We start from the raw sequence: 23,566 nt of genomic DNA, 5'->3' as shown, positions 1-23,566 counted from the left end.
AGTTATAGGTTATTAACAGATGTAAAGGATAAAAAAATGGCTGATTTTAAAAAGTATATCAAGTCAGAACAACAAGAAAATGCCACTCAACAAGAGAGAAAAAGCTGGAATCAGATGGATAACGCTGAAAAGAAAGAGAGCTTTGATAAGTACATGAAATATAAGCTCTTTGAAGCCCACAAGACAGCAAAAGCAGACTGGCAAAAAGATATGAGTAAAGAAGAAGTCGATAGGACAATTCCATACAACGCAAAGACTGGAGCCACGTACTCGAGAGAGACTAGTATGCTATTGAGAGCCGAAATGGCTATAAAAGGTTATGACAAGCCTCAATTTGTGACAATGGAGCAAGGTAACGCAATGGGCGGAATACTAAAGCTAAAACACGATGAGAAAACAGGCGAAATCCTAACCACTAAAAATGGCTTACAAGCTAGAGTCGATGGTGTCAAAATGCTCTATATTGCAGACCACGAGATTAGACCAAAACTAGACAGAGATGGTAAAGAAATCATGGCTGTTGTTAAAGACAAAGACGGCAATATAAAGTATGACAAAGAGACAGGGGAAGCAATGACCTATGTTGTAAAGGAAAAAATCCCAATTAATCCACGCCTAGAAACAAAAACTCTATATCACGTAAGTCAGTTTGATGGACTAGACGAGAGCAAGATCAAAGAAAGAGATCTAACAGCAATCCAGCACTATAGAGAGCAAGCGAAAAATCAAGATTTTGAAGTAAAAATAGATTACAACAAGACCTTGGGAATAAGCGGAAATTTAGAGAAACAGCTAAACAACCTAACGCTAGCTCAAATTAAAGGTGTAGATTATTTTAATCCAGCTAAAAAGATCGACATGACCAAAGAAAAAGCTCAAACCAAAGAGCAAAACAAGGGCATGGAGAGATAAATAGGTCATAAACGAAACTTAGGACAAATAGGGAGCAAAGCTCCCTATTATTTGTAAAAAGGGAAAAAGATGTTAAGCGATTTTATAAATTTTTTAGGGCTGAGCGACAAAAAGAACAATAGCAAAATTCAAACAAATGTGGGCAACCCTGCCACAAAAGAAAATACGGAAAATTTTATCATAGAAATGCAAAGTCCATACTTTGAAGAAGAAATCGCGACAGAAACAATTATAAAAAATAATAAAAAAATAGAAATTAAAAAAATAAAAACAAAAAAGCCATTAGATAATGGAAAAGCACTAATATCAATAAAAACATATATGAAAGAAATAACAAAGGCGTAAAATGGCACAGACAGAAGTAGCAAAAGACATATTAACCGATAGTAATTGGATTAATAAAGTACAAGCCGTTATGCAAGAAAACGTAATGAGCTTATTTGAAAAATTTTATAACGGATCGCATGATTTAGTATATTCAACTGCATCGGAAACTATAATAATTCTTATAGTGGTGTTTTGGCTATTGGGTAGAGTAAAAAATGGCTACCCAACAAGAGATGAGATCTTCGGAGCTATAAAATATTTAATATTGCTATGTTTTATATTTGCAACTCTTAGCTCCTTTAACGCCTATATGGGCGTTTTATATATCCTAACAATCCCAGAAAACGCAATAACTGCAATAGTCAGCTCAATTTTTGAAAATAAAGACTTTGGATCGATTGTGACAGAGTCAGCAAACAGGATCGATAATCTAAGAGAAATGATGTGGAGCTACGGAACAAAAGAGTATTTACAATCGCAAGAGTGGTCATTTTTAGGCATTAGCTTTAACGGCGTAATGGATTATTTATCGGCAGGTGTGATAACAGCAATTCGTATGATACCTTTTTGGATTTTTTATTTAGCATTTTTTATACTTTTGATAGGAATTACAATAGTGATTTTCTTTAGTAAATTTATGGCATTTCTAATACTTAGCACCTTGCCTTTAGTCATACCATTTTTAATAATGCCAAAATTTTTACCATATTTATGGAGCTGGTATAAGCTCTATTTATCATACGCAATTATTGCACCATTAGCGTTTATAGCCCTAAATTTAGCAATGAACCCAATTTTAGAACTAGAGAAATACCAAGATTATATAGGCGAACTATTTACTAAACAATTCGAATACCTAATTACAGGATCGATAACTTGCATAACAGCATTGTTTTTATTAAGGAAAATTCCAAGTTGGATCAACGCAGTGCTTGGTACGCAGATGGAAAATGGAAGTGGCGGTGTAACTGGCGGAATAGTGGCTGGTGCAGTAGCAGGCAAGACCATATTAAGCGGATTAGCTAGAAAAGCTGGTGGCGGAAGTTTTATAGGCGGAGCAGTAAGTGGATTTGGATCAGCTACAGGAGCTGGAGTAGCAGGACAAATAGCTAGTGCAAGTATAGGAGCAGGTGCAAATTTGATAAAAGATATCGGCGCAGGCTCAAAAGCAATAGGACAAGGCGTAGGAAAAGCATATGAAAAGTATAAAACATTTCGTGGCGGATATGTAGCACCATAAAATAGGAGAATAAAGCAATGAATAAATTGGTAATAAATATTTATGGTAGTCCAGGAGCTGGCAAAAGTACGCTAGCTAAAAATTTAAAAAAATACATGAGAGAAAAAAGAATAGATGTTGGCTTAATTTCGGAATTTGCAACGGAACTCATCGAAAACAACCAAAAAGAGAGGCTAAAAGACCAGCCATACGTTACCAAAGGACAGATGTTAAACATCGCCAAAGTGCTTAAAGAGCACGACATAGCAATCAGTGACAGCCCTATAGAGCTTGGTAAATTTTATTGCGATCCAAAAGATAAGAAAAGAACAAATGAACTCATAAAAAAATGTAAAAACTTCTATACGAGTATCAACTTCTTTTTAAAACTTGACAAACAAGCCAAACAGGACTACACAATGGAAAGCAGAGTTCACACATACGCACAAAGCCAAAAATTGCAAGAAAGAATGCTGGCTTCGTCTATTCTTAGAGATGAAACGTTTATGATTATAGACAGAAACACGCAAATCAAGGAAGTTTTAAAAATGATTGAAAAATCAAAACAATGGAAAGAACACCAAAATCAAAGCAAAGGATTAGAGCTATGAACGAAAACACAATAATCATAATTGAAAGTCCAAACAAGGTCAATAAGATAGAGCAAATAACTGGAGCAAAAGTTTATGCTACAAAAGGGCATTTTAAAGAGCTTACAAATCAAATAGTGGTTGATTTTAAGAACTATGAGCCAATATTTGATTTCAAAGAAGATAGCAAAAGCCGAATAAATGCAATATTTAACGATTGCAAAGGGAAAGATGTCGTAATTGCGACAGACCCTGATAGAGAGGGATACGGAATAGGCTATATGGTTTATCAAACTATTAAAAATATAGCAAAAAGCGTTAAACGTGCAGAATTTCACGAGATCACAGAGAGTGGAATAAAAAAGGGACTAGATAGTGCTGTGCCTTTTGCAAACTCAAATTTAAAAGAATTTGATAGCTTCAAGGCAAGAGCGGTAGGCGATAAGCTAGTTGGATTTATCATGTCGCCAACATACATCAATAAGCTAAATGATAAAAACAATAGCGTAGGCAGGGTGCAAACCCCAGCTCTTGCTCTAATTGTAAAGCGAGAATTGGAAATAAAAGAATTTCTAGAAAATAAGGCAAACGCAAAGATCGATTATAAAATAAAAGTAAAACTTAAAACAAAGGACGGCATAGAATTTAATGCGGTAAATGACAATATATTTACAGACAAAGATGAAGCAAACGCCAAAATATCTGAATTAGCTGGTAGCCTAGCAAAGGTATATAAAATTGATGTTAAGCAGGCACAACAAAAGCCTAAAGTACCTTTTAGAACCTCACAACTACAAGAGTACGCAAATAAAAGATTGGGCTTTAGCCCTGACAAGACGATGAGCCTTGCTCAAAAATTATTTGAAAAAGGCTTAATTACTTATCATAGAACCGATAGTAACAGCTTATCAAACGAATTTATAGATGAAGTAGGCGTTAAATTTGGCAATGAAGAATGGTATGAGAAAAAAGAATATAAAGCAGGAAGCCAAAGCCAAGCAGAAGCACATGAAGCAATACGTATCTCACACATACATGATTTTAACCAAATAGAAGAAATAGCAAAAAAAGAAAGCCTAACGGATGACGAAAAAAGCCTTTATGAGCTTATCTTTTTAAATTCGGTTCAAAGTCAAGCCAAAAATGCGATTAACGAAAATACTATATATGATATAGATATAAAGACGCTAAGCTTCAAGGCAAAAACGAGCAAATGTATCTATAAAGGATTTAAAAATGCTATCGTAGCCACAACTGAAGATGAAGACGACAAAGATAAAGAAATTCAAGAGATAACATTAAATCTAGCTCAAGGAGATGAGCTCCAAATATTAGAATTTAATCTACAGGAAGTAAAAAAGCAAGCGCCACAGCACTATAAAGAAAGTAATTTTATATCTCTTTTGGAAAAAGAAGGTATCGGACGTCCAAGCACGTATGCAACATTTTTACCAACACTTATTAAAAGAGAGTACGTAAGCATCGAAACAAAAGGCAAAAATAGCAATATCATAGCAACGCCAAAGGGTATAAATTTTATTGAAACTATAAAAACAAACAACGATGAGTGGATCACGCAAAGCGAATTTACGAAACAAATGGAAAGTGTGCTAGATGAAATTAGCAATGGAAAGGTTGACTATTTAGACTTTATAAGACCACTCCATGAGAAAATGGGCTTCAAAGAGCTAAACGATAGCATACAAAAGCCACCAAGCGAGAAACAACTCGAGTGGGCTAAAAATATAGCACATAGTTTAAATATGCAATTGCCAGACGGCATCGAAAAAGACTGGAAGATTTGCTCTAATTTTATTGATAAAAATAAAGACAAAGTCATAGTACCACCAAGCGAGAAACAAATAGAATTGGCTAAAAAGCTATCTAAAGACAAAGGAATGGCACTGCCAAAAGATTACGAAAAAAATCTACAAATTTGTAAAGATTTTATAAACAAAGCAATAAAGAAAAAATAATAAAACAATAAAAAGGAGAAAACATGCATACATATGTGTCAGTAATAGGAAATTTAACAAGGGATGTTGAGCTCAGATACACACCATCAGGGCTAGCCATAGGCAACACGGCTATCGCATCAACATACAAGTACACTATTAACAATGAGAAAAAAGAAGAAATCTGCTTTATAGATATCACTTTTATGGGTAAGACCGCAGAGATCGCAAATCAATATCTCAAAAAGGGGTCAAAAGTTTTCGTAGATGGTAGATTAAAATTCGACCAATGGACAGACAATAATGGACAAAATAGGAGCAAACATAGCATTGTCGTTGATAAAATGGTAATGCTTGATGGCAAAAAGCAGGAAATTACGCCGAACGAGCGAGAAGAACAAGCTGAAAAAACCGAGTATGTGCAAGGGGAATAAGCAGTAAAATGCAAAATTTAACCCAAAGCGAAAGAGCTCAAAGCTGGTTATCGGACAAAGATAAAAGAGCCAATATCTACTTCATGAGTGCAAAATATGACGTAGATGATGAGTTTTATACGAGTTTCGATGAGATAAGAGCCGAAATACAAGATTATAGAACACATTTTAAAGGCAAAGTAGTAGTATGCCCTTGCAACGACGGCAAGAAAAGCAACTTTTATAGATACTTTGCCTTAAATTTTAAATCCCTAGAGCTAAAAAAGCTAATTACAACGACGTACAATATTAAAGAGCCAAAATCAAAGGGGATGAAAATAGAGATCAGCGAGAGCGGAATAAATGAGACGATGTTGCAAGGAGACGGTGATTTTAGAAGCGAAGAAGTAAGACATATTATAGCAAGTGGCGATATAATAGTCACAAATCCACCTTTCTCCCTTTTTCGTGACCTAATAGAAATTGTAGAAGAACAAAACAAGAAATTTTTAATAGTTGGCGGAACCTACTCAATTACGTACAAAAAGATATTTGAGCTATACAAAAAGGGTAAAATTTGGCTAGGCAATCATCAAGTAAATATTTTCACACGACCAGACGGCAGTAAGAAGCGTTTTAGCAACATATCATGGTTTACAAATTTAAAAAGCATAAAACACCAAAATGGTATAAGATTAACCCAAAAGTATAAGGGTAATGAAAATAAATACCCAGAGTACGATAATTACAAGATCATAGAAGTCAAAAATTGCAAGGACATACCAATTGACTATGACGGAGTAATTGGTATACCGCTAACATTTTTTTTAAGGCACAACCCAGCACAATTTAAAATTTTAGGCTGTGACTTTGAAATTAAAGACAAATACCCTGAGCTAGTTAAGCATACCTACAAAGAAAACAACACAAAATCAGCGGTTCTAAAAGGGCAAGAACTTTTTACAAGGATCATCATACAAAGAAAAGGTGGATTAAAGCCTAGAGCAAGAATATTAAATCAATTTTAGGTAGCAAAAGGACAAAAGTGCATGAAGAAGAAAAACAAGCTACAGCTTTTCAATACCCCAGCAAAGCGGTTTATGTGGGTTTTTGCATTTATAAATTTATTTGGGATCGGCATAAATACTATTTTATATCTTTTAAAAAAACCAAATAAAATAGAGACCCTACTCAATGCAGATGCCTTTTTTATAGCCCTCGCTATTATGTGCTATATAATTTTTAACGTAATGCTATATTTTATTATCAAGATAAATTTTATTATTTCAGAAAGAAAAGAGTAATTTTTTATAAAATACTATTGTTTTATTTATAAAAAAATATTCAATATATAATTTTTATTTTTTAGATATTTATTTAAAATACTATTTAATAATTTGATATTTTATTATTTATTAAGTTTAAAAGTATATAATTATTTAAAAATCTAAGGCAAAGGAATAAAAATGATTGTTTCTATATGTAATGAAAAAGGCGGAAGCGGTAAAAGCACCCTAGCTACTAATATAGCGATAAACCAAGGCATTGTAAAAGGCGAACCACTATTATTGGTCGATACAGACCCACAGAAGTCAATAGCCACATTTTTAAATATACGAAACGAAGAAAATCACCCAAAAGCATTTGACTTTGCATATAAATACGGCGAAGAACTAAAAGTATTCCTGCAGGACAACAAAACAAAAAGGGATATAGTAATCGATACAGGCGGACGAGATAGTCGAGAAATGAGAATAGCAATAGCACTAAGCGATATTGTTATAATTCCGACAATTCCAAGCCAGTTTGACGTAAGCGTCCTTGATAAAATGGTAAACATAATCAAGATGGCAAAGGAGCAAAACACTAATCTGCAAACATATATTGTAATCAATAGAGCGTCCACAAATCCATTTTTAGCCAAAAAAGTAGAAAGTCTCAAGAACTTTATAAAAGAAATTCAAGAAGACTATATAAAACTAGCAGAAACAATTATATTTGAAAGAGAGCGATATAAAATTGCGACCCAGCTAGGACTAAGTGTAGTTGAAATGAACGACGGCAACAAAACTGAACAAGAAATCAAAAATTTATGCAGTGAGATATTTTAAAAAATGAAGATAATAGTAGCATCGCCAAAAGCGATGTGTAAATTTAAAAAGGGGGAAGAAGAAAAGCATTTTTTTATATTTTACTTATAATTTTCACTGAAAAAATATTTTTATGTTATTTAAATTTTATATATTTTTTAATTATTTATTAGTTTATTTTTACTTATTTTATTATTTTTTAAGTAAATTTTCACTATAATAAACTAAATTCAATAAGAAAAGGATACAAAATGGAAAAAACAAGAGATGAGCTAATCAAGGTTGGAGCTTACATAGAATCTAAAAATGGTATAGAGTTCTATGTTAAAATCACTAAGGTAGAAGGCTCAAATGTAACCGTTAGTTGGAGAAATGATTACTACGAAGAAAACTCTCAGGTAATTCCTAAGTCTATCATTAAAGTAGATGGCGATGGCGAATTAAGTGTTCCAAATTGGACAATAAGAAGGTAGTCAGCGGATTGTTAAAATATAGCAAGAAGAAGATATAAAAATGAGACCAACTAACTTCAAACAAGAGACAATGGAACTCATAGGAGATCACAAAGTAGATGAGTATATGCTTAAATTCTCAAGAGATTGGTGTTGCTCTACTATTACCAGCTACAAGGGTAAAGGAGAAATCCCTTGGAATGAGATACAAGCAAGTATGCTTAACTATGACAAAGGATATGGCTCACAATACTGGAAGGGTTGGATAACCTTTAAGGACATCCCTGATTGGCTAGAACGTGAAGAATATGATGGTGCTGAGTGGTGGGCTTGGAGAAGTAAGCCTAGTTTATAAAAAGGCTTAGTATTAGTAGGCAAAGGGATAAAAATGGCGTTAGATACATTATCAACAAATTTCGTAGATTTTATAAATTATACGTTTTCAGCTTTTTCGATTATGCTTTTGACAACTGGAATGTTTTTATCATATCCATTTTTAAGAGGCGAAATCGAAGATGAAGAAAAAAATGAAAGAGAGGCAAAGGCATTTGCTGTCGGTCTTGCTATTAGCATTTTAATGACAATGATATGTCTTTTTGTGATGATTATAACGCCTATTTATGCGATGTTTAATGGCATAAATATAATTGAATTTATAAAAGTCGCATTTAGTATCGTTGGTTACGCAAAGGACGATGGGGATGAAACTTATATTTTTTTAATGCTAATTATCCTTCTCGTCAATTTTTCAGTCATCGCTTGGATAGGTGGTTTAATAACCAGATTTTGGGGAAATAAAATTTTTTATAAAAAAAGATAAAGTAGAAGAAATATGATAAAAGAACAAAAGCTACTAAAATTTATCTGTAAAAAGGAGTAAAAGATGAGTAGAGAAGCTATAGGGTAGTAATAAATTTTATAAAATGTTACAATCAAATTAAAAAAAGGAAAAAGAGATGGATTTTAAAAGAACAAGCAATTCTACTGACAAATTAGATGAATTTATAGCTGGAGCAGATAGTCAAAAGGAACAATCTACAAAAAAAGGCAAGGTATCGGTTGGAACTAAATTTTCTAAAGAACTAGGCATAAAAATACGCAAGAAATATCCAACATACACGCTAGCAAAATTTATAGAATTAGCATTAACAACACCTATACCATATATAAAAGATGAAGTGCTTGTAACGATCTATGACCAAGCAAAATGGCACAATACGAGCATGAGCGAATTTGTAAGATTTAAAATGGGATTAATAGAAGCCCCACAGCCAAATGACGCAAAAGAGAAAGAGCATCAGCAAAACTATATAGTATTTGTAAGCGAAGCAAAAAAAGAAAAGATAAGACAAATCGCAGAAAGCCTAGAAATAAGTATTTTAACCTACTCAGACATTAAAATTCTAGCAACATACGAGCTAAAAGATATTTTCACATTTGATGAACTAATGCAATTTAAGGCGGAAGCGAACAACTTTGACCTAGATCTGGAAGAGTACATAGCCATGAGAATAAGAGGTTGATAAGCCAAGAAACAAAAAATGACTAAAAAAATTAAAAATAACCTTATAAAAATCCATAAAATTTTAGTAAGAATGTTTAAAAATAAAAATAACGATGGTGATAGTAAAAGGCAAAATTTACCTACCCCAAAAGCTGAGCAAATAAATTTTGACGTTCAAAAGCTAGAGCTAGATTATTAGGATAAGTAAGAGTGATCGTAGCTCTAAGCAAAATCAAGCATCCTCATTTAACATAAACCTAAAAGAGTAGCCGATAACGTTCTTTTTAGAGCCTTCAGCAATTTTCTTCTCGAGAACAATCTTTTTAAAGTAGTTTTCGTTTAACTCTTCTATGGCAGGATTTATTACACGGCGATCCAAATCTCTCGTTTCGTATTTTTCAGGAACGCTCATAAATCTTTCGAAATCAGGTCTATTAAAATTTACACACTTAAAGCCATCTTTGTCGGATCTGATATTTTGATATTGTAGTAAGAGGCGATAAAGAGACTTTGCAAATTTACTTCGAATTGAAATAAAATCGTGTAAATTTATTCTCATAAATTTTAGAGTACCAAATAAAATATCGAGAGCTTCTGTATTTAATTTAAATTTTAAAATTTGCGTATTTCTAAAGGCTTTAATAGAAATGAAAAAAACTCCAGCCGTCATAATTTCATCATTATTTGTAATCTCTAAACTTTTGTAGATTGCCGATCCGTTTTCGCCTAAAACCTTTTTACAAAACTCAAGCACCTCGTTATTAAAACGAGTTTTATTTAGACCTTCAGCAAAGAATTGTGATATCTTAGAATACGGCATTTCAATATAATTTCTGCTATCCGAATACCCCAATTGCTTTGCATACCAGCAAATAGTAAAGAAAATATCATAATCCCTAGATGTAAAATTTACTGGAAACAATATAGAATTCATTTTATTACGGAAAACGAGCGTTCCATTGCTTTCTATATGAGCGACTCTTGTGGTTTTAAGCACGAAATTACCTTTCTCAAAATAGAAAGACATTTCACACATTTTTTTTACCTCAAAGTTCAATTTTAGAATCTCGATAGTAAAATACGTTCAATTTATTACAGCTTAAATTTTATAAACTTAAAGTTGTTCTTTAGTTCATTTTGGGTCGAATTTATCTCGCCAAGCTCTGATTTTACGAAGTTTGTAAGCTCTATCTTGCTCACGCTTGGAGATAGGATTTTTATATACTCTTTTTGATTTTTAAGCTCTAAGTTGTTGCTAAAAAGAAGCACTCTAGCATCTAGCTTTAGCCCAGCTCTAAGCTCAGATATCGTAGCTAAAAGCTCTTTTATATCAAAGCCCTCCGCCGTTTCATCCACAAGTGCTAGTGAGCAAGGTTTTGTCTTTATCTTTATCAAAAGTTCGCTAAAGCTATTTGCGATCTCAAGCGTGTTTTGAAACTCGCCAAGAGCGCCAGCAAATATCTTATTTTCAAGCTTCGTGCTCTTGTAAATAACGATATTTTCATTTTTACTAAAGTATCTATTTTCTTTACTTGGCTTATAGTTTTTTATAAATTTAGGCAAAATTTGATTTAGCTCATCTTTGCTAAAAGGCTTTCTGATCTTCTCATCAAACGCTGGCAGCAGCTCTCTTTCAGGGATGTTTGAGGTATTTGAGACCACGGCGACCAAATTTATCTTCTCTTCTTGAAGCGATCTTATCTCTTTTACGAAATTTGCCACGCCATTTTCAAAAAATGAAGCATCGATAAAGGCTGCGTTAAATCTATTTAAAAGCAGTGCTTGTTTAAGCTCTTTGTGGCTGCTAACGCCTATGACTTCGCAGTCTAGGAAGCTAAAAGCACGTGAAAACATCTCAAGACTAAGTGGGTTTTTGTCGCATAGCAAAAAGAGCACCTTCTCTTCAGCCAAGCTCTCGCCCCTATTTTTCTCCATATAGACAAGCCTTGCAACGCTAAGTGGCGTGAGTGGATCTTTTAGCAAGACCGCATTTTTTATATTTATATTTTTACTAGCACTTTGCCTTGCAAAGACGATATCGTAGTTTTTCGCTAGTGCTTGGTTGTTTGAGATGATATTTTGAAACCTAAGTCCCATATCTTCTAAGGTGGCTGCGAAAAATTCATTATATTTTGCATTTATATCAGGCAGATACGCGATCCTTAGCTCGTGATTTAGGCTGAAATTTTGCAGTTTTTGCACCTTTTTTAGACTAAGGATAAATTTAAACTCATTACCAGCTCCACCAAGTGTGCTTATGTCAAGGCTTGAGTTAAAAAGCTTTAGATAAAAGCTAGCAAGTCTTAGATAAAACTCGCTCTCTTCATCATTTATCTCGCTTTCATCTTCTGTGTTTAAAGCTTTTATCTGCTCTTCATTTATGAAAATTTGATTTGTCCTTATCTTTGTTTCGATGAGCAAAAGACCGCTTTGACTAAGAGCATCGCTGACATTTTTTATCTCCACTATCAAGTTGGCAAATTTATCGCATTTTGTCACGACAGCTTGCATGATAGAGCCAAAGACGACGCTTATCTTCTCGCTATCGCCCTCTAGCTCGTCGCTAATGTTTGCATCAAGATAGGTTAAGAAATTTAGCTTTTTCTCTTGCGTGAAAGGTATCTGCGCTTCAAGGATATTTGAAAACAAAATTTGTGGGTTAAATGGCTTTAAATTTAGGCTTATCTCGCCATTTTTGCTATCAAGCAAGCCTTTTATATTGCTATAATTTATCGCGATTATCTGGCTATTTTTTTCTAAATTTTCAAAAACAAGCTCATTTTTTACCACGTTTTCATCTTTTTTTAGCGTAGCGACCGAGCTTAAAATTTGCTCTTTTGAGAGGTAAAATTTCTTATTTAGCCTAACTAGCAGCCTATCTTTTATCGCTGTAAAGCTTCTTTCTTGCTCATACTTTTGAAGTAGCTCTTTATATAGCGCGATGAAATTTTCTATTAAATTTTGTGGATTTCTATCTCCTCTTTTTAAAACCTCATCTCTTACAAGCTTCATTTTTTGGTTTAAATTTTCTAAATTTTTTAGCCAGATATATGTTTTATAGCCAGCGTAAAAGAGCCAAAGTGAAAGAAAAAACATCAAAAATGTTAGACTAAGCACCTTTACTCTAAAGTTATCATTTAGTCTCTTTAGCTCGTCACTTAAGACATTTGCTATCTTGCTAAAGAGCTTGGCTCTATTGCTTTCAAAGGTATATATCTGCAAAATTTCATCACGTGTTAGCTCATTTTTTAGCTTTAGCTTAAGGCGGATCTCGTCATAGCCCTGAGAGGTCTCTATATTATCAAGCCTATCTATATCTCTTATTATGTTGTCTTTTATATCGCCATTTGGGAGCAAATTTGCATTTATATCGTTGTATTTAAGGCTATCTAGAGATTGTTTTAGCGAACTTTCGGTAATTTTTTCTTTGCCCATAAGCACAGCCAAGATATGCTCTTTTGTGGTATTTACGTTTTGAAGCAGCTCATAGGTTCTAAGTAAAGAGAGTATATAGCGCTTGATATCAATATCTAAAGCAACATCTCTAAATAAAATTTGCCCACTTTCAACAGCAGAATTTGCTAACTCAACAAAGCTAAGAAACGAGAGATTAGAGCTCTCCCAACTTGCATTTGCGTTTTTTAAAACATCATTTAGCCTATCTCTCATCCTCATGTCATCTGGTGTGTTAGAAAGGCTGTTTGATAAACTTTTTACAAACAAATTCTTAGCAGCATTTGCCTCTCTTAAAGCCGTCTCGTCTTGTGGCGACCTAGTTTTTTCATATCTTTCGTAAGCTATTCTTTCTGAAACGATCGCATCTAAGGTTTTTCTTATCAAACTTTCTCTTTTTACCTCGCTATTTATGCCATAAGAGATCCTAAATTTATCAAAGTAGAGAGCGCCACTATAAAAGCAAGCCATAGCCGCCAAAAATATCGGCAAAAGAACTAAAAATTTACTAACCCTCATTGCCAAGCCTTTTTGAAAATTTATTGCAAAGTGTGCTTATTTCGCTTAGTCTTTCATTTATCTGAGCGATTTTTTTAATCTTGTTTGGTCTAGTAAGAAGCGCATCGAAATTTGCCACAAGCGGAGTGATCTTTAAATTTAGCGCTGGCTCTTTTAAGATCTTTATGCTCTCTTCTAAAAATTTAGCATCTCGCGCTTGCACCGCACTTTGGATAAAGATCATCTTATCTTTTGCCTTACTTAAAAATATACCAAGGTAGGTCGCAAACTCGCTTTTGCTTAAATTTAAAAAGCTAGCAGTTTCGCTAAACCAGCTCTCGTTTAAGACCTCTTCTTCTTTGTCCAAAAGCTCTTTTTCATCGACCTTTAAATTTGGCAAGCGAAGTTTGGTCTTTGCTTTTATCGCAGCTTGCTGGTTTTGGCTGTAAATTTCTGTTTGATCGAGGATCAAAAGCTCAAAATACTCTTCATTTTTTACTGAGCTGATCTTTGAAAATTTAAGCGTCGCATTTAAAATTTTGCCGTTTTTGGTCTTTAAATTTACTCTTAAATTTGGTCTTTTAGCTAGATAATCTATAAAAACTCCAGACTCTTTGTAGTCTAAAACTAGCTCGTCAATATCTTTATGCTCGCTTAAAAACTCCCTTATATCTTTAAATTCAAGCAGGCCAAGAGAGATATCTCCCATCGCTAAAATTTGACCGTTTTTGTCGTATATTATCACTTCAAATTTCCTTCTTTGAGCGTTAAAAGCTTTGCTGCTACGCTTTTGTTTGTTATTTTTGCCACTTCGTCTAAATTTGCTTCGCTGATTTTATCAAAACTTCCGTAAAAGCTGATTAATTTCGCGATACTGCCCTCAGAAACGCCAGCTTGTCTTAGCACTGATCTTTGCATATCGTTTTTCTGCCTTGTTTTTCTGTGAAAACTGATGACAAATCTATGGCTCTCGTCGCGCATTTTTTGAAAAAACTGCAGCTTTTTATCGCTCGTGCTTAGGCTAAAGCTGCCATTTTTTGTATAAATTTTATCTTTCGCCTCGCCTTTTGCGCGGTGAGCTTTGGCATCGATCTTTTCTTTTGAGATAGCGATCACATCGACGTTTGCGCCGCTACTTGCTAAAATTTCGCAGGCTAAGCTTAAAAGCGCCTCGCCACCATCAATAACCCAAAGATCAGGTGGGCTAAGCTTATCAAACCTAAGTGCCCTAGCAGTTAGGCTCTCTCTCATCTGGTCGTAGTCGTTTTTAGAGCCAAGGTGCATGTGGCGGTAGTTTTGCTTCGCCCACTCGCCATGCTCATAGCGCACCATCGCCCCCACACTTGCCTCGCCAAAAAGGTGCGAGTTGTCGTAAGCCTCGACCACGTAAGGCGTGTGAGCTAGATTAAAATACTCTTTTATCTCGTTTAAGAGCTCGTTATCGTGTGTTTTTAGGTATTTTTCGATGCTAACTTCGGCGTTTTTGGTGGCGATCTCACAAATTTTACGCTTATCGCCTATTTTTGGGCAAGTGATGCTAAATTTACGCCCAAACCTCTCGTTTAAAATTTCCTCAACCAGCTCGCTATCTTCAAAGTCTTCGTGGACGTAAATTTTGGTGCTGATTATTGGCTGACCGGCGATGAAGCTTTTTAAAATAGCCTGCTTATAAGCCTCGTTTATCTCGTCTTTTTGAGCGTTTTTAGCCTGTGTGATATCGGTTTTTACGCCTGTTATCTTGCCACTTTGCACGCTAAATCTCACCGCACAGATCATATCGTGCACGCAAGCGACCGAGTAGGCCTCAAAGTCCTCAAGCTTGGCAAGATCGACTTCGACCTTTGTTTGCATATTTTTAAGCGTTTGCATCTTATCTCTAGTCGCGGCTGCTTGCTCGTAGTCTTCGGCCTTGGCGTAGTTTAGCATGAGCTCTTCAAGGCGAGCGATTAGCAAATTTGGATTTTGCAAAGCGGCTGTGGCGTCAGCGACTATTTTGGCGTAGCTCTCTTTTGAAATTTTGCCCTCACATGGGGCGTAACAGCGTTTTAGCTGGTAAAATAGGCAGGCTTTTTTACCTTTGATGCAGGACTTTTTCTGAACTAGGTTGAAATTTAGATAAAGCGCTTCAAGTAGCTCTCCTGCTCCACTAAAATATGGTCCAAAATAGCGTATATTTGAGCCTTTTACCACCTTTCTAGTGATCTCAAATCTAGGAAATTCATCGTTTAAATTTATAAAGATATAAGGGTAGGTCTTGTCGTCACGAAGCAAGATGTTGTATTTTGGCTTAAGCTGCTTTATGAATGAATTTTCAAGTATGAGCGCGTCTGCCTCGCTTGGTGTGACGATGTATTCAAGATGCACGGCCTCGCTTATCATTTTTGAAATTCTTGGGCTTAGTTTTTCAGCTGGGGCTAGGCTTGGGGTAAATTTAAAGTAGCTTTTGACCCTGTTTTTTAAAATTTTGGCCTTACCGACATATAAAAGTCTGTTTTGAGCGTCAAAATATTGATATACGCCAGGCTCGTTTGGAAGCGTTCTTATCTCGTCTATTAGCATCTTGCCTGCTCGTTTTTCTTTAGCAAAATTTCTCTTAGCTCTTCAAATTTCTTATAAATTTGCTCATTTGTGGCTAAATTTTTAAACTCGCCCTTGCTAGCTGGCATTATAAAATTTGACCTTTGTGTAGGTTGTGGCGTGAAAAATTTTAGATATTTGCTCACGATAAATCTTATATTTTCTTCTTTTTTATTTTTTATATAGTTGATCTCATTAAGAGGTTTTGGCTCGATGACGCTTGCAAAAATGCTATTTTTATTAAATTTGCAAAAGGTTTTTAATAACCCTTTTATATCATTTATACTACTATCACGTCTAAGCTCCAAAAGCCCTGAGGGATGAGTGAGAACGAAGGTTAAAATGCCTTCTCTAACATAGCAAAAAGCTATGTAAAATCGCTTTGCTTTACCCATGAGGCGAAGAAGCTCTTGGCACTCGTCTGCCATGCTTAATTTTTCTTTATACAAAGGATTTTCGTGGATAGCATCTATCATAAATTTGGCGTCTTTCATAAGGCAATCTTATCATCTTTTATTTTAATTTTCGCTCTTTTTGCACTTAGTGGCTGCGGCTACAAGGACGATCCATTTTATGGCGATGCACCTGTGAAAGAGAAAAAAACTGACAAGATCAATAAAATTTGATCTTAAATTTGGCGTAAGATAAAAATGTAATGCAAGCTTAATAAATTTAACTAACCTAAATTTTAGGCTCATTTAAGTAAAATACGCAAATTTTTATCTTACAAGGAGAGTATATGAGGTTATTTGGACTTCTAGGCTTGTTTTTTGCTATAGCCTTTGGTGCTGACGGAGAAGCTGCGGCTATTGACTTAACTACTACATGGGCGGGAATTTTATCGCTTATCATTTTTGTTGTTGGATACTTTTTCATAGCAGCAGAAGAGAATTTCCACATCGACAAGGCAAAACCTGCCATCTTTATCGGCACTTTTATGTTTTTGCTAATCGGCGTTTATATGCTTATAAACGGCATGGATGTGCATTCGCTAGAGCACGAGGTAAATCACCTGATCTTAGAGATAGCTCAGATCGTCTTTTTCTTAATGGTAGCGATGACATTTATCGAAGCACTTGTTGAAAGAGATGTATTTAACGCACTTAAATACAACCTAGTTTCAAAAGGCTACACTTACAGAAAGCTATTTTGGCTAACTGGAATTTTGGCATTTTTCATTAGCCCAGTAGCTGATAACCTAACAACAGCGCTTATCCTATCAACAGTTCTTTTAACGATAGATAGAAATAATACAAATTTCCTAGTCGCAGGTGCGATAAACATCGTCGTAGCAGCAAATGCAGGCGGAGCGTGGAGTCCATTTGGCGATATCACTACACTTATGGTTTGGGCAGCTGGCAAGTCACCATTTTTAGACTTTTTTGCACTTTTCCCAGCTTCATTTATCGGCTGGTTTGTGACAGCGTTTTTACTTTCACGCATCGTGCCAAATACTGCGCCTCATTTTGACGTGGCAAATGAGCCAAAAGTGGTTATGAAAAAGGGCGGTAAAGCGGTTATCTTCATAGGTGCATTTACTATCTTTTGTGCAGTTATGATGCACCAGTTATTTCACTTACCAGCGATGTGGGGCATGATGTTTGGCTTCTCACTGCTTAGCCTTTATACATATTATTTCAAAAAAGCTCACAAAGACGAAGAGCCTATGAATGTCTTTCACTATATGTCAAAGATCGAGAACAACACGCTATTTTTCTTCTTTGGGATTTTAGCTGCAGTTGGCGCTCTTCACTTTGCTGGATTTTTAAATTACGCTGTGTCACTTTATGATAAATTTGGCTCAACACCTGTAAATATCGGAGTTGGCTTCCTCTCAGCAGTCGTTGATAACGTCCCTGTTATGTCAGCTGTGCTAAAAGCAAATCCAGCTATGGGAGCTGATGCGGGCGAGGCTATGAGTCAGTGGTTACTAGTGACACTTACAGCTGGTATCGGCGGTTCGATGATCAGCTTTGGCTCAGCAGCTGGCGTTGGAGTAATGGGTAAATTAAAAGGAATTTATACCTTTGGTGCGCATATGAAATATGCATGGATGGTAGTTTTAGGATACATCGTATCACTCATTGTTTGGTATGTGCAGTTTGAAATTTTTCACATCTACTTTTAAAAGGTTATAAATGAACAATACGATTATAGTTTTGGACTTTGGTTCGCAGTATACTCAGCTAATAGCTAGAAGGCTAAGAGAAGAGGGAGTTTATACTGAAATTTTGCCATTTAACGCAAAACTAAGCGATATAAAGGCGAAAGATCCAAAAGGTATCATTCTAAGTGGTGGTCCAGCTAGCGTTTATGCCAAAGATGCCTACTTTTGCGATAACGGCGTCTTTGAGCTAAACATCCCTATACTTGGCGTTTGCTACGGTATGCAGCTACTTGCTCACACGCATGGTGCTGAGGTTTTAGCCGCTGATCACAAAGAGTACGGCAAGGCTGAACTTAGCGTCGTAAAAGAGCACGATCTTTTTAAAGATACACCTTCAAAACAAATCGTATGGATGAGCCATAGCGACTATGTAAAAGATCTACCAAAGGGCTTTGAGGCGATTGCGATTAGCGAAAATTCGCCTTATTGCGCTTTTGGCGATGATAAGCGTAAATTTTATGCGATCCAGTTTCATGCAGAGGTGCAACATAGCGAGTATGGCACGCAAATTTTAAAGAATTTTGCTAAATATATCTGCGGCTGCGAGAGCACATGGAACATGGGAAGCTTCGCTAAGAATAAGATAGAAGAGATCAGAAGAACAGTGGGCACTCACAAGGTGCTTTGCGCAGTTAGTGGCGGCGTGGATAGCTCTGTGACTGCGGCACTTTTAGCAGCTGCTGTGCCTGAAAATTTGATCCTTGTTTTTGTCGATAACGGACTTCTTAGAACAAACGAAAAAGAGCAGGTTGAGGCTACATTTAGAACAAAGCTTGGTGTTGAGCTAGTTAGTATAGATGCGAGCGAGATCTTTCTTAGCCGCTTGGCCGGCGTCGTTGATCCTGAGAAAAAACGCAAGATCATAGGCGAGACATTTATAGAAATTTTTGAAAAAGAGGCTAAAAAGCATGGCGATGTGAAATTTCTAGCTCAAGGCACTCTTTATACTGATATCATCGAAAGCTCAGTCGTTGGCTCAAGCAAGACGATAAAGAGCCACCACAACGTTGGAGGCTTGCCTGACTGGATGACGTTTGAGCTGATAGAGCCTTTAAGAGAGATTTTTAAAGACGAGGTTAGAAAGCTAGGACTCGAGCTTGGACTAAGTCGCGAGCTAGTTTTCCGCCATCCTTTCCCTGGGCCTGGCCTTGCTATCCGCATCATGGGCGAGGTAAATAAACAAAGCCTAGAGCTACTTCGCAAAGCTGACGTGATCTTGCGCGATGAGCTAAAAAGTAGTGGCTGGTATAACAAAACTTGGCAGGCATTTTGCGTACTTTTAAATGTAAATTCTGTTGGCGTTATGGGCGATAACCGAACCTATGAAAACGCTGTTTGTGTGCGTGTGGTAGATGCGAGCGATGGCATGACTGCAAGCTTCTCAAGGCTTCCTTATGATCTGCTTGAAAACGTAAGCCGCCGCATCATAAACGAAGTAAATGGCATAAACCGCGTAGTCTATGACATCTCAAGCAAGCCACCTGCAACTATCGAGTGGGAGTAAGAACCTCTTTAAAGCTGGCCGATAGATGATATATTACGCTAGCTTTAATCCTAAAATCAAAATATAAAATTAGCTCTTTTAAATAAATGCTTTCAATAAGCTATTTAAAGACAAAAAAAGAGCACTTGAATTTATACCTTTTTTTTAAAGTAAAAATGTAGATTTAAGTTACACAACAAAGTTTCTGTTAGATATAAGCAAAATAGTAAATTTGCAGCTGCCTAGACGGTCATAGAAAATTTATGAGCTAAAAACATTTTGCATCATCTTATAAATACCACTTAAAAAATTATGCAAGTATCAAAAAATGTTTTTCTGAAATTGATGCGTTTTTATAAAAAACCAAACACTTTTTGCTTATTTAATAAGTTCAAACCAAATTCTCAAAAATTGGCTGTAAATTTATATTTCTCTGATCCTGCCGATCGCTTCAGCGAATTTAAGCTCTTTGTTTTCAAAAAGGTTGTATTCGATCGCATCTTTTTCGCTAAGTATGACAATGGTTGAGCCAAGCTCGAAATTTCCTAGGCGCTCGCCCTTTTTGATATGTAAATTTTCATACTCATAAATTTGCGTAAAATTTGCCATAGCATTTGTTTGAATGCGCTCATCAAAGCAAAATTTCATCTTGCCAACGTTTAAGGCACCAACGAAGACTAGCCAAAGTTTTTTGCCATTTTTCATCTCGCAAAGTAGCGCCACACGCTCGTTTTTAGTATAAAGGCTATCGACCTTGCCAAGCCATTTTACTGCCACACTGTAAAGCTTACCAGGGATATAGACCGCTTTTTTTATCGTAATGTCGCAAGGTGCATGATAGTGGTGATAGTCTTTTGGGCTAAGATAGATGTTTGCAAAGTCAAACTCGCCTTCAAGCTCGCCCTGCCCTAAAAGCTCCTTTAGACCGTAATTCATACCTTTTATGCTAAAAGCTTCTAGCTCTTTTGTGGTACCAAAGCTAAGGCAGGTGCCATCAACCGGACTTATAAATATCTCATCTGCTGCGTCAAATTCTCTTGGCTTTAAGAGCTCTCTGGTGAAAAGTTCGTTTAAATTTTTATACTCATTTGCCGGCTTAAACTCACTCATATCGATCTTAAAAAGCTTTACGTAAAAGGAGTTGATGAGCTCTTGAAGCGGTTTGAAAAAATTTAATTTTGCAACTTTACCAAAAATTTGAGAGAAGAGATTGTCCTTGTTCATTTTATTCCTTGCTTAAATTTAAAATAGCGATCTCACTTGGAGCAAAGATCCTAACTGGAGGCCCCCAAAATCCTGCGCCGCTACTAACATAAGCTTGCATTTTATCATTAATCTTATAAAGCCCATGTAAAAAACCCTGATCCAGCAAAACTAGGATACTAAAAGGGAAAATTTGTCCAGCATGCGTGTGGCCGCAAAGGACTAGATCGACATCTTTTTGCATAGTTTTTATAAATTTTGGCTGATGAGAGAGTAGGATGGTCGGCAAATTTGGGTCACATCCTGCTAGCGCTTCGTCTAAATTTGGCTCTAAATTTTTAAATCTTATGCCAGCTAGATCATAGACCCCAGCTAAATTTATGCCAGCTATTTTTTCATTTTTATTGCCAAGTATCCTAATGTCAAGAGCGCGAATTTTTTCTAGTATCCCATCAACTCCGTGGTAGTATTCGTGATTGCCAGGGACATAAAAGGTGCCGTAGGTGCTTTTAAGATTTTTTAATGGATCTAAAAAATCACCTATAAGTTCAGCTCTCATATCAACCAAGTCGCCAACTATCACCACCAGATCTGGTCTAGCTAAATTTATCTCTTTTACAAGCTCAGCCACAAAATCCTTCTGCAAAAACTCGCCAATGTGCACATCGGTTATCATAGCTATTTTTAGATCACTTTGTAAATTTTTTATTTTTATACTAATCTGTCTGATCTTTGGCGGAGTAAGTGCATTAAAAATTCCTTTCAAAAAGCAAGCAACTAAAAAAATGACAAATGTCACATCAAAGCAAAATTTAATAAATTTTCGTCTTGTGGGATTAAAACGCGCTTTTGAGCAAACGGATCTAACAATATCATAAAACAAACTAACACCAAATAAAAATAAAGAAAAACCAATGAGAGTTCCTGCTATCAAATATAGCTCTATATTTAAAAAAGAAAATCTTAGTTGAAGAACAAATACAAACTCAAGCACACTAATAATGTAGAAGAATATGCGAATTTTTTTAAGATGTGGAGTAAAAAAAGATACCTTTTTTATAAAACGTTTATATGAGTATAAATTTGTAAAAACACTAAAGATAAATGCCCCAATAATGATCCGAAAAAGTCCCAAAATATCTCCTTGAAAACAAAGATTATATTTTATATTTTTAAATTTACATTATAAATTTTATTAATTATTTAGAACAATTTGTAGTGCTAAACCGTATGATTTTATAATTTAAATTTATAAAAATAATTATTAAAAGGTATTTGCTTTAGGATAATAACTAAAAGATAAAATTTGGAATTTAAAAATAAAAAGGTGGGAAAACTCCCACCTTAAAAAAGATTACTGGACTTTGCCAGATTCAATTCTTTCTTTATAGATTTTGCGAAGTTTTCTAATGTCGTTCTTAACTTCGAATACACCATGCCAGTGTGAGTAGTCAGGACCACCCATTAGAGCGCCTTGTCTCATACGACGACCTTCGTGGTGCCACATATGATAGTAGATATCTTGGAATTCATCTTCCCAAGCATCTGCAAGTAGTAAGTTTTTAGCTTTCAACTCTTCAAGCATCTTAGTTGCTTCAGCATTGTAAACATTATAAAGCTCTACTTGCTTATCACCCATAATGAAGAAGTTATCTGTATGAGTTGATGTATGGCAAGCTTTACAAACTAGCTTCATCTCAGCTCTTGCTGCTTCTGGTCCATTTGGATGACCTGCAAGTGGCGTTCCTATGGTTAGTTTGCCAGTTTTTTCGTAAACAACAGCAGCTTGTTCATCACCAGCTGTTCTTAGCTTACTGCTGACGCCCCATAGGTTCCATTTTAGTCTTCTTGAAACATTGTGAGTTGTTGTTGTTTCACCAACACCACTCATGTGGCAAGCTGCACAAGTTGGAGCTCTAAAGTCTGGTACATCCCATGTATCAGGAGCAGCATCAAAATTCCATTTGTGAGCTTCGCTATTATAGATATGTCCGTGCATTGAGTTGTTAAAGATCTCAATATCTGGGTGATCAGGTCCAAGGTGGCAAGATGCACAAGCAGCTGGTTTTCTAGCTTCAGCTACGCTAAATGTGTGCGCGCTGTGACATGATTTACAGTTACCTACGCCACCATCTGGATAAACATTGCCTATACCATAGTTTGGCCAAGTCTCTTTTGTAGGTTTGTGATCAGCGTCTAGTTTGATGACGGTTCCGTGGCACTGTGTACAACCAGTAGCGTCTGGAGCCATTTTGTATTCTGGATGATCCATACCTTCATAGTGATACATTAGTTTCACCATTGCAGGATTAGCATACATTTGCATAGCAGCTCTTGCGTGACCGCTCTTTACTAGTTCATCAACTTCGTTTTCGTGGCACTTAGCACAAGTTTTTGGGCTAACTAGCATTGAAACATGGTTGTTAGAATCTTTTGGATGCACCTTAACTGAAGCCATAGGATTATCTGCATTTACAGAGTGGCAATCCATACAACTTACGCCAACGTGAGCGTGGCGACTATTTTTCCAATCGGCAACTATGCCGGGTGTCTCTTTAGCGTGGCACTCAACACAGCTTTTTGATAAGTCTGACATTTTGTGAGCAACTTTAATGTTTTTTACAACATTAAGGTTTAAAGCGTCAGATTTATTTGCATCCATGTTTGCGGCAAAGCCAAAAGACATTAGACAGGCTAATAACATTAGCGACTTTTTAAACATC

Annotated in this window: 23 protein-coding genes and 1 pseudogene; 16 read left to right on the top strand and 8 right to left on the bottom strand. The window is 35.8% G+C overall.

Features of this window, described 5'->3' with window-relative positions; translation table 11 throughout:
• The first annotated feature begins 36 nt into the window (after positions 1-36).
• The 13 genes and pseudogenes from MTT09_RS03250 (at position 37) to MTT09_RS03190 (ending at position 9,481) form a co-directional block, all read left to right on the top strand.
• Positions 37-912, top strand: coding sequence for an ArdC-like ssDNA-binding domain-containing protein (locus tag MTT09_RS03250; RefSeq protein ID WP_429802522.1), 876 nt, complete (start codon positions 37-39; stop codon positions 910-912).
• 69 nt (positions 913-981) lie between these two features.
• Entirely contained in the window at positions 982-1,257 is a 276-nt protein-coding gene (locus tag MTT09_RS03245; protein ID WP_103576016.1) for a hypothetical protein, read from the top strand.
• Between the two features lies 1 nt (position 1,258).
• The gene (locus tag MTT09_RS03240; protein WP_021091994.1) at positions 1,259-2,479 is read left to right on the top strand and encodes a type IV secretion system protein; all 1,221 of its coding nucleotides are present in this window, start codon (positions 1,259-1,261) and stop codon (positions 2,477-2,479) included.
• A 17-nt stretch (positions 2,480-2,496) separates the two neighbouring features.
• Positions 2,497-3,069, top strand: a complete 573-nt coding sequence (locus MTT09_RS03235; RefSeq protein ID WP_103617584.1) for an AAA family ATPase — start codon at positions 2,497-2,499, stop codon at positions 3,067-3,069.
• Positions 3,066-5,024, top strand: coding sequence for a type IA DNA topoisomerase (locus MTT09_RS03230; protein ID WP_429802519.1), 1,959 nt, complete (start codon positions 3,066-3,068; stop codon positions 5,022-5,024). Before MTT09_RS03235 ends, MTT09_RS03230 begins: the two co-directional genes overlap by 4 nt.
• 23 nt (positions 5,025-5,047) lie before the next feature.
• Positions 5,048-5,431, top strand: a pseudogene (gene ssb / locus MTT09_RS03225) (single-stranded DNA-binding protein); the annotation flags it as partial.
• A gap of 14 nt (positions 5,432-5,445) precedes the next feature.
• Positions 5,446-6,444, top strand: coding sequence for an adenine-specific methyltransferase EcoRI family protein (locus tag MTT09_RS03220; RefSeq protein WP_429802517.1), 999 nt, complete (start codon positions 5,446-5,448; stop codon positions 6,442-6,444).
• Between the two features lie 21 nt (positions 6,445-6,465).
• Positions 6,466-6,720: a hypothetical protein gene (locus tag MTT09_RS03215; RefSeq protein WP_021092014.1), complete on the top strand. Its 255-nt coding sequence runs from the start codon at positions 6,466-6,468 to the stop codon at positions 6,718-6,720.
• Positions 6,721-6,882: 162 nt separating this feature from the next.
• Positions 6,883-7,527, top strand: a complete 645-nt coding sequence (locus MTT09_RS03210; RefSeq protein ID WP_021092016.1) for an AAA family ATPase — start codon at positions 6,883-6,885, stop codon at positions 7,525-7,527.
• 230 nt (positions 7,528-7,757) lie between these two features.
• Positions 7,758-7,979, top strand: coding sequence for a hypothetical protein (locus MTT09_RS03205; protein ID WP_103620035.1), 222 nt, complete (start codon positions 7,758-7,760; stop codon positions 7,977-7,979).
• Positions 7,980-8,019: 40 nt separating this feature from the next.
• Positions 8,020-8,313 (top strand): hypothetical protein, encoded by a 294-nt coding sequence (locus MTT09_RS03200; RefSeq protein WP_103576081.1) that lies wholly within the window; start codon positions 8,020-8,022, stop codon positions 8,311-8,313.
• Between the two features lie 33 nt (positions 8,314-8,346).
• Positions 8,347-8,778, top strand: coding sequence for a hypothetical protein (locus tag MTT09_RS03195; RefSeq protein ID WP_429802514.1), 432 nt, complete (start codon positions 8,347-8,349; stop codon positions 8,776-8,778).
• Between the two features lie 136 nt (positions 8,779-8,914).
• Positions 8,915-9,481, top strand: coding sequence for a hypothetical protein (locus MTT09_RS03190; RefSeq protein WP_103576079.1), 567 nt, complete (start codon positions 8,915-8,917; stop codon positions 9,479-9,481).
• 213 nt (positions 9,482-9,694) lie between these two features.
• Here the strand turns inward: MTT09_RS03190 and MTT09_RS03185 are convergent, their stop codons facing one another.
• The 5 genes from MTT09_RS03185 to MTT09_RS03165 all read right to left on the bottom strand — a co-directional run bounded on the left by MTT09_RS03185 (position 9,695) and on the right by MTT09_RS03165 (position 16,418).
• On the bottom strand, positions 9,695-10,459 hold the full coding sequence (locus MTT09_RS03185; protein ID WP_223154259.1) for a replication initiation protein: 765 nt from the start codon (positions 10,457-10,459) through the stop codon (positions 9,695-9,697).
• 95 nt (positions 10,460-10,554) lie between these two features.
• Positions 10,555-13,434 carry a hypothetical protein gene (locus tag MTT09_RS03180; protein WP_429802511.1) on the bottom strand — a complete coding sequence of 960 codons (2,880 nt, stop codon included), beginning with the start codon at positions 13,432-13,434 and terminating at the stop codon, positions 10,555-10,557.
• The gene (locus MTT09_RS03175) at positions 13,424-14,158 is read right to left on the bottom strand and encodes a hypothetical protein (protein WP_103607950.1); all 735 of its coding nucleotides are present in this window, start codon (positions 14,156-14,158) and stop codon (positions 13,424-13,426) included. Before MTT09_RS03175 ends, MTT09_RS03180 begins: the two co-directional genes overlap by 11 nt.
• Complete coding sequence (uvrC, locus tag MTT09_RS03170; protein ID WP_149700873.1) at positions 14,155-15,972, bottom strand: excinuclease ABC subunit UvrC; 1,818 nt, start codon at positions 15,970-15,972, stop codon at positions 14,155-14,157. Before uvrC ends, MTT09_RS03175 begins: the two co-directional genes overlap by 4 nt.
• The gene (locus MTT09_RS03165) at positions 15,966-16,418 is read right to left on the bottom strand and encodes a hypothetical protein (protein WP_103612417.1); all 453 of its coding nucleotides are present in this window, start codon (positions 16,416-16,418) and stop codon (positions 15,966-15,968) included. The genes uvrC and MTT09_RS03165 overlap by 7 nt, the downstream gene beginning before the upstream one ends.
• A gap of 30 nt (positions 16,419-16,448) precedes the next feature.
• Here MTT09_RS03165 and MTT09_RS03160 point away from each other — a divergent pair, with 30 nt between their 5' ends.
• From MTT09_RS03160 to guaA, 3 genes are all read left to right on the top strand, one after another.
• Positions 16,449-16,616: an LptM family lipoprotein gene (locus MTT09_RS03160; protein ID WP_012001408.1), complete on the top strand. Its 168-nt coding sequence runs from the start codon at positions 16,449-16,451 to the stop codon at positions 16,614-16,616.
• Between the two features lie 113 nt (positions 16,617-16,729).
• A complete protein-coding gene (gene nhaD / locus MTT09_RS03155; RefSeq protein WP_009294572.1) occupies positions 16,730-18,118 on the top strand; it encodes a sodium:proton antiporter NhaD in 1,389 nt (462 codons plus the stop codon).
• A gap of 10 nt (positions 18,119-18,128) precedes the next feature.
• Positions 18,129-19,661, top strand: coding sequence for a glutamine-hydrolyzing GMP synthase (gene guaA / locus MTT09_RS03150; protein ID WP_103590906.1), 1,533 nt, complete (start codon positions 18,129-18,131; stop codon positions 19,659-19,661).
• Positions 19,662-20,063: 402 nt separating this feature from the next.
• On the opposite strand, the gene MTT09_RS03145 is transcribed toward guaA, so the two are convergent.
• The 3 genes from MTT09_RS03145 to MTT09_RS03135 all read right to left on the bottom strand — a co-directional run bounded on the left by MTT09_RS03145 (position 20,064) and on the right by MTT09_RS03135 (position 23,565).
• Positions 20,064-20,864: a phosphatidylserine decarboxylase gene (locus MTT09_RS03145; RefSeq protein WP_103597357.1), complete on the bottom strand. Its 801-nt coding sequence runs from the start codon at positions 20,862-20,864 to the stop codon at positions 20,064-20,066.
• A 1-nt stretch (position 20,865) separates the two neighbouring features.
• Positions 20,866-21,609 (bottom strand): metallophosphoesterase, encoded by a 744-nt coding sequence (locus MTT09_RS03140; RefSeq protein WP_258032531.1) that lies wholly within the window; start codon positions 21,607-21,609, stop codon positions 20,866-20,868.
• A gap of 588 nt (positions 21,610-22,197) precedes the next feature.
• Positions 22,198-23,565, bottom strand: a complete 1,368-nt coding sequence (locus MTT09_RS03135; RefSeq protein ID WP_103597355.1) for a multiheme c-type cytochrome — start codon at positions 23,563-23,565, stop codon at positions 22,198-22,200.
• Position 23,566 lies beyond the last annotated feature (1 nt).

It is taken from the genome of Campylobacter concisus (assembly GCF_050447505.1).
GTDB lineage: Bacteria > Campylobacterota > Campylobacteria > Campylobacterales > Campylobacteraceae > Campylobacter_A > Campylobacter_A concisus_BP.
This window is presented reverse-complemented; position numbering and strand designations above follow the sequence as displayed.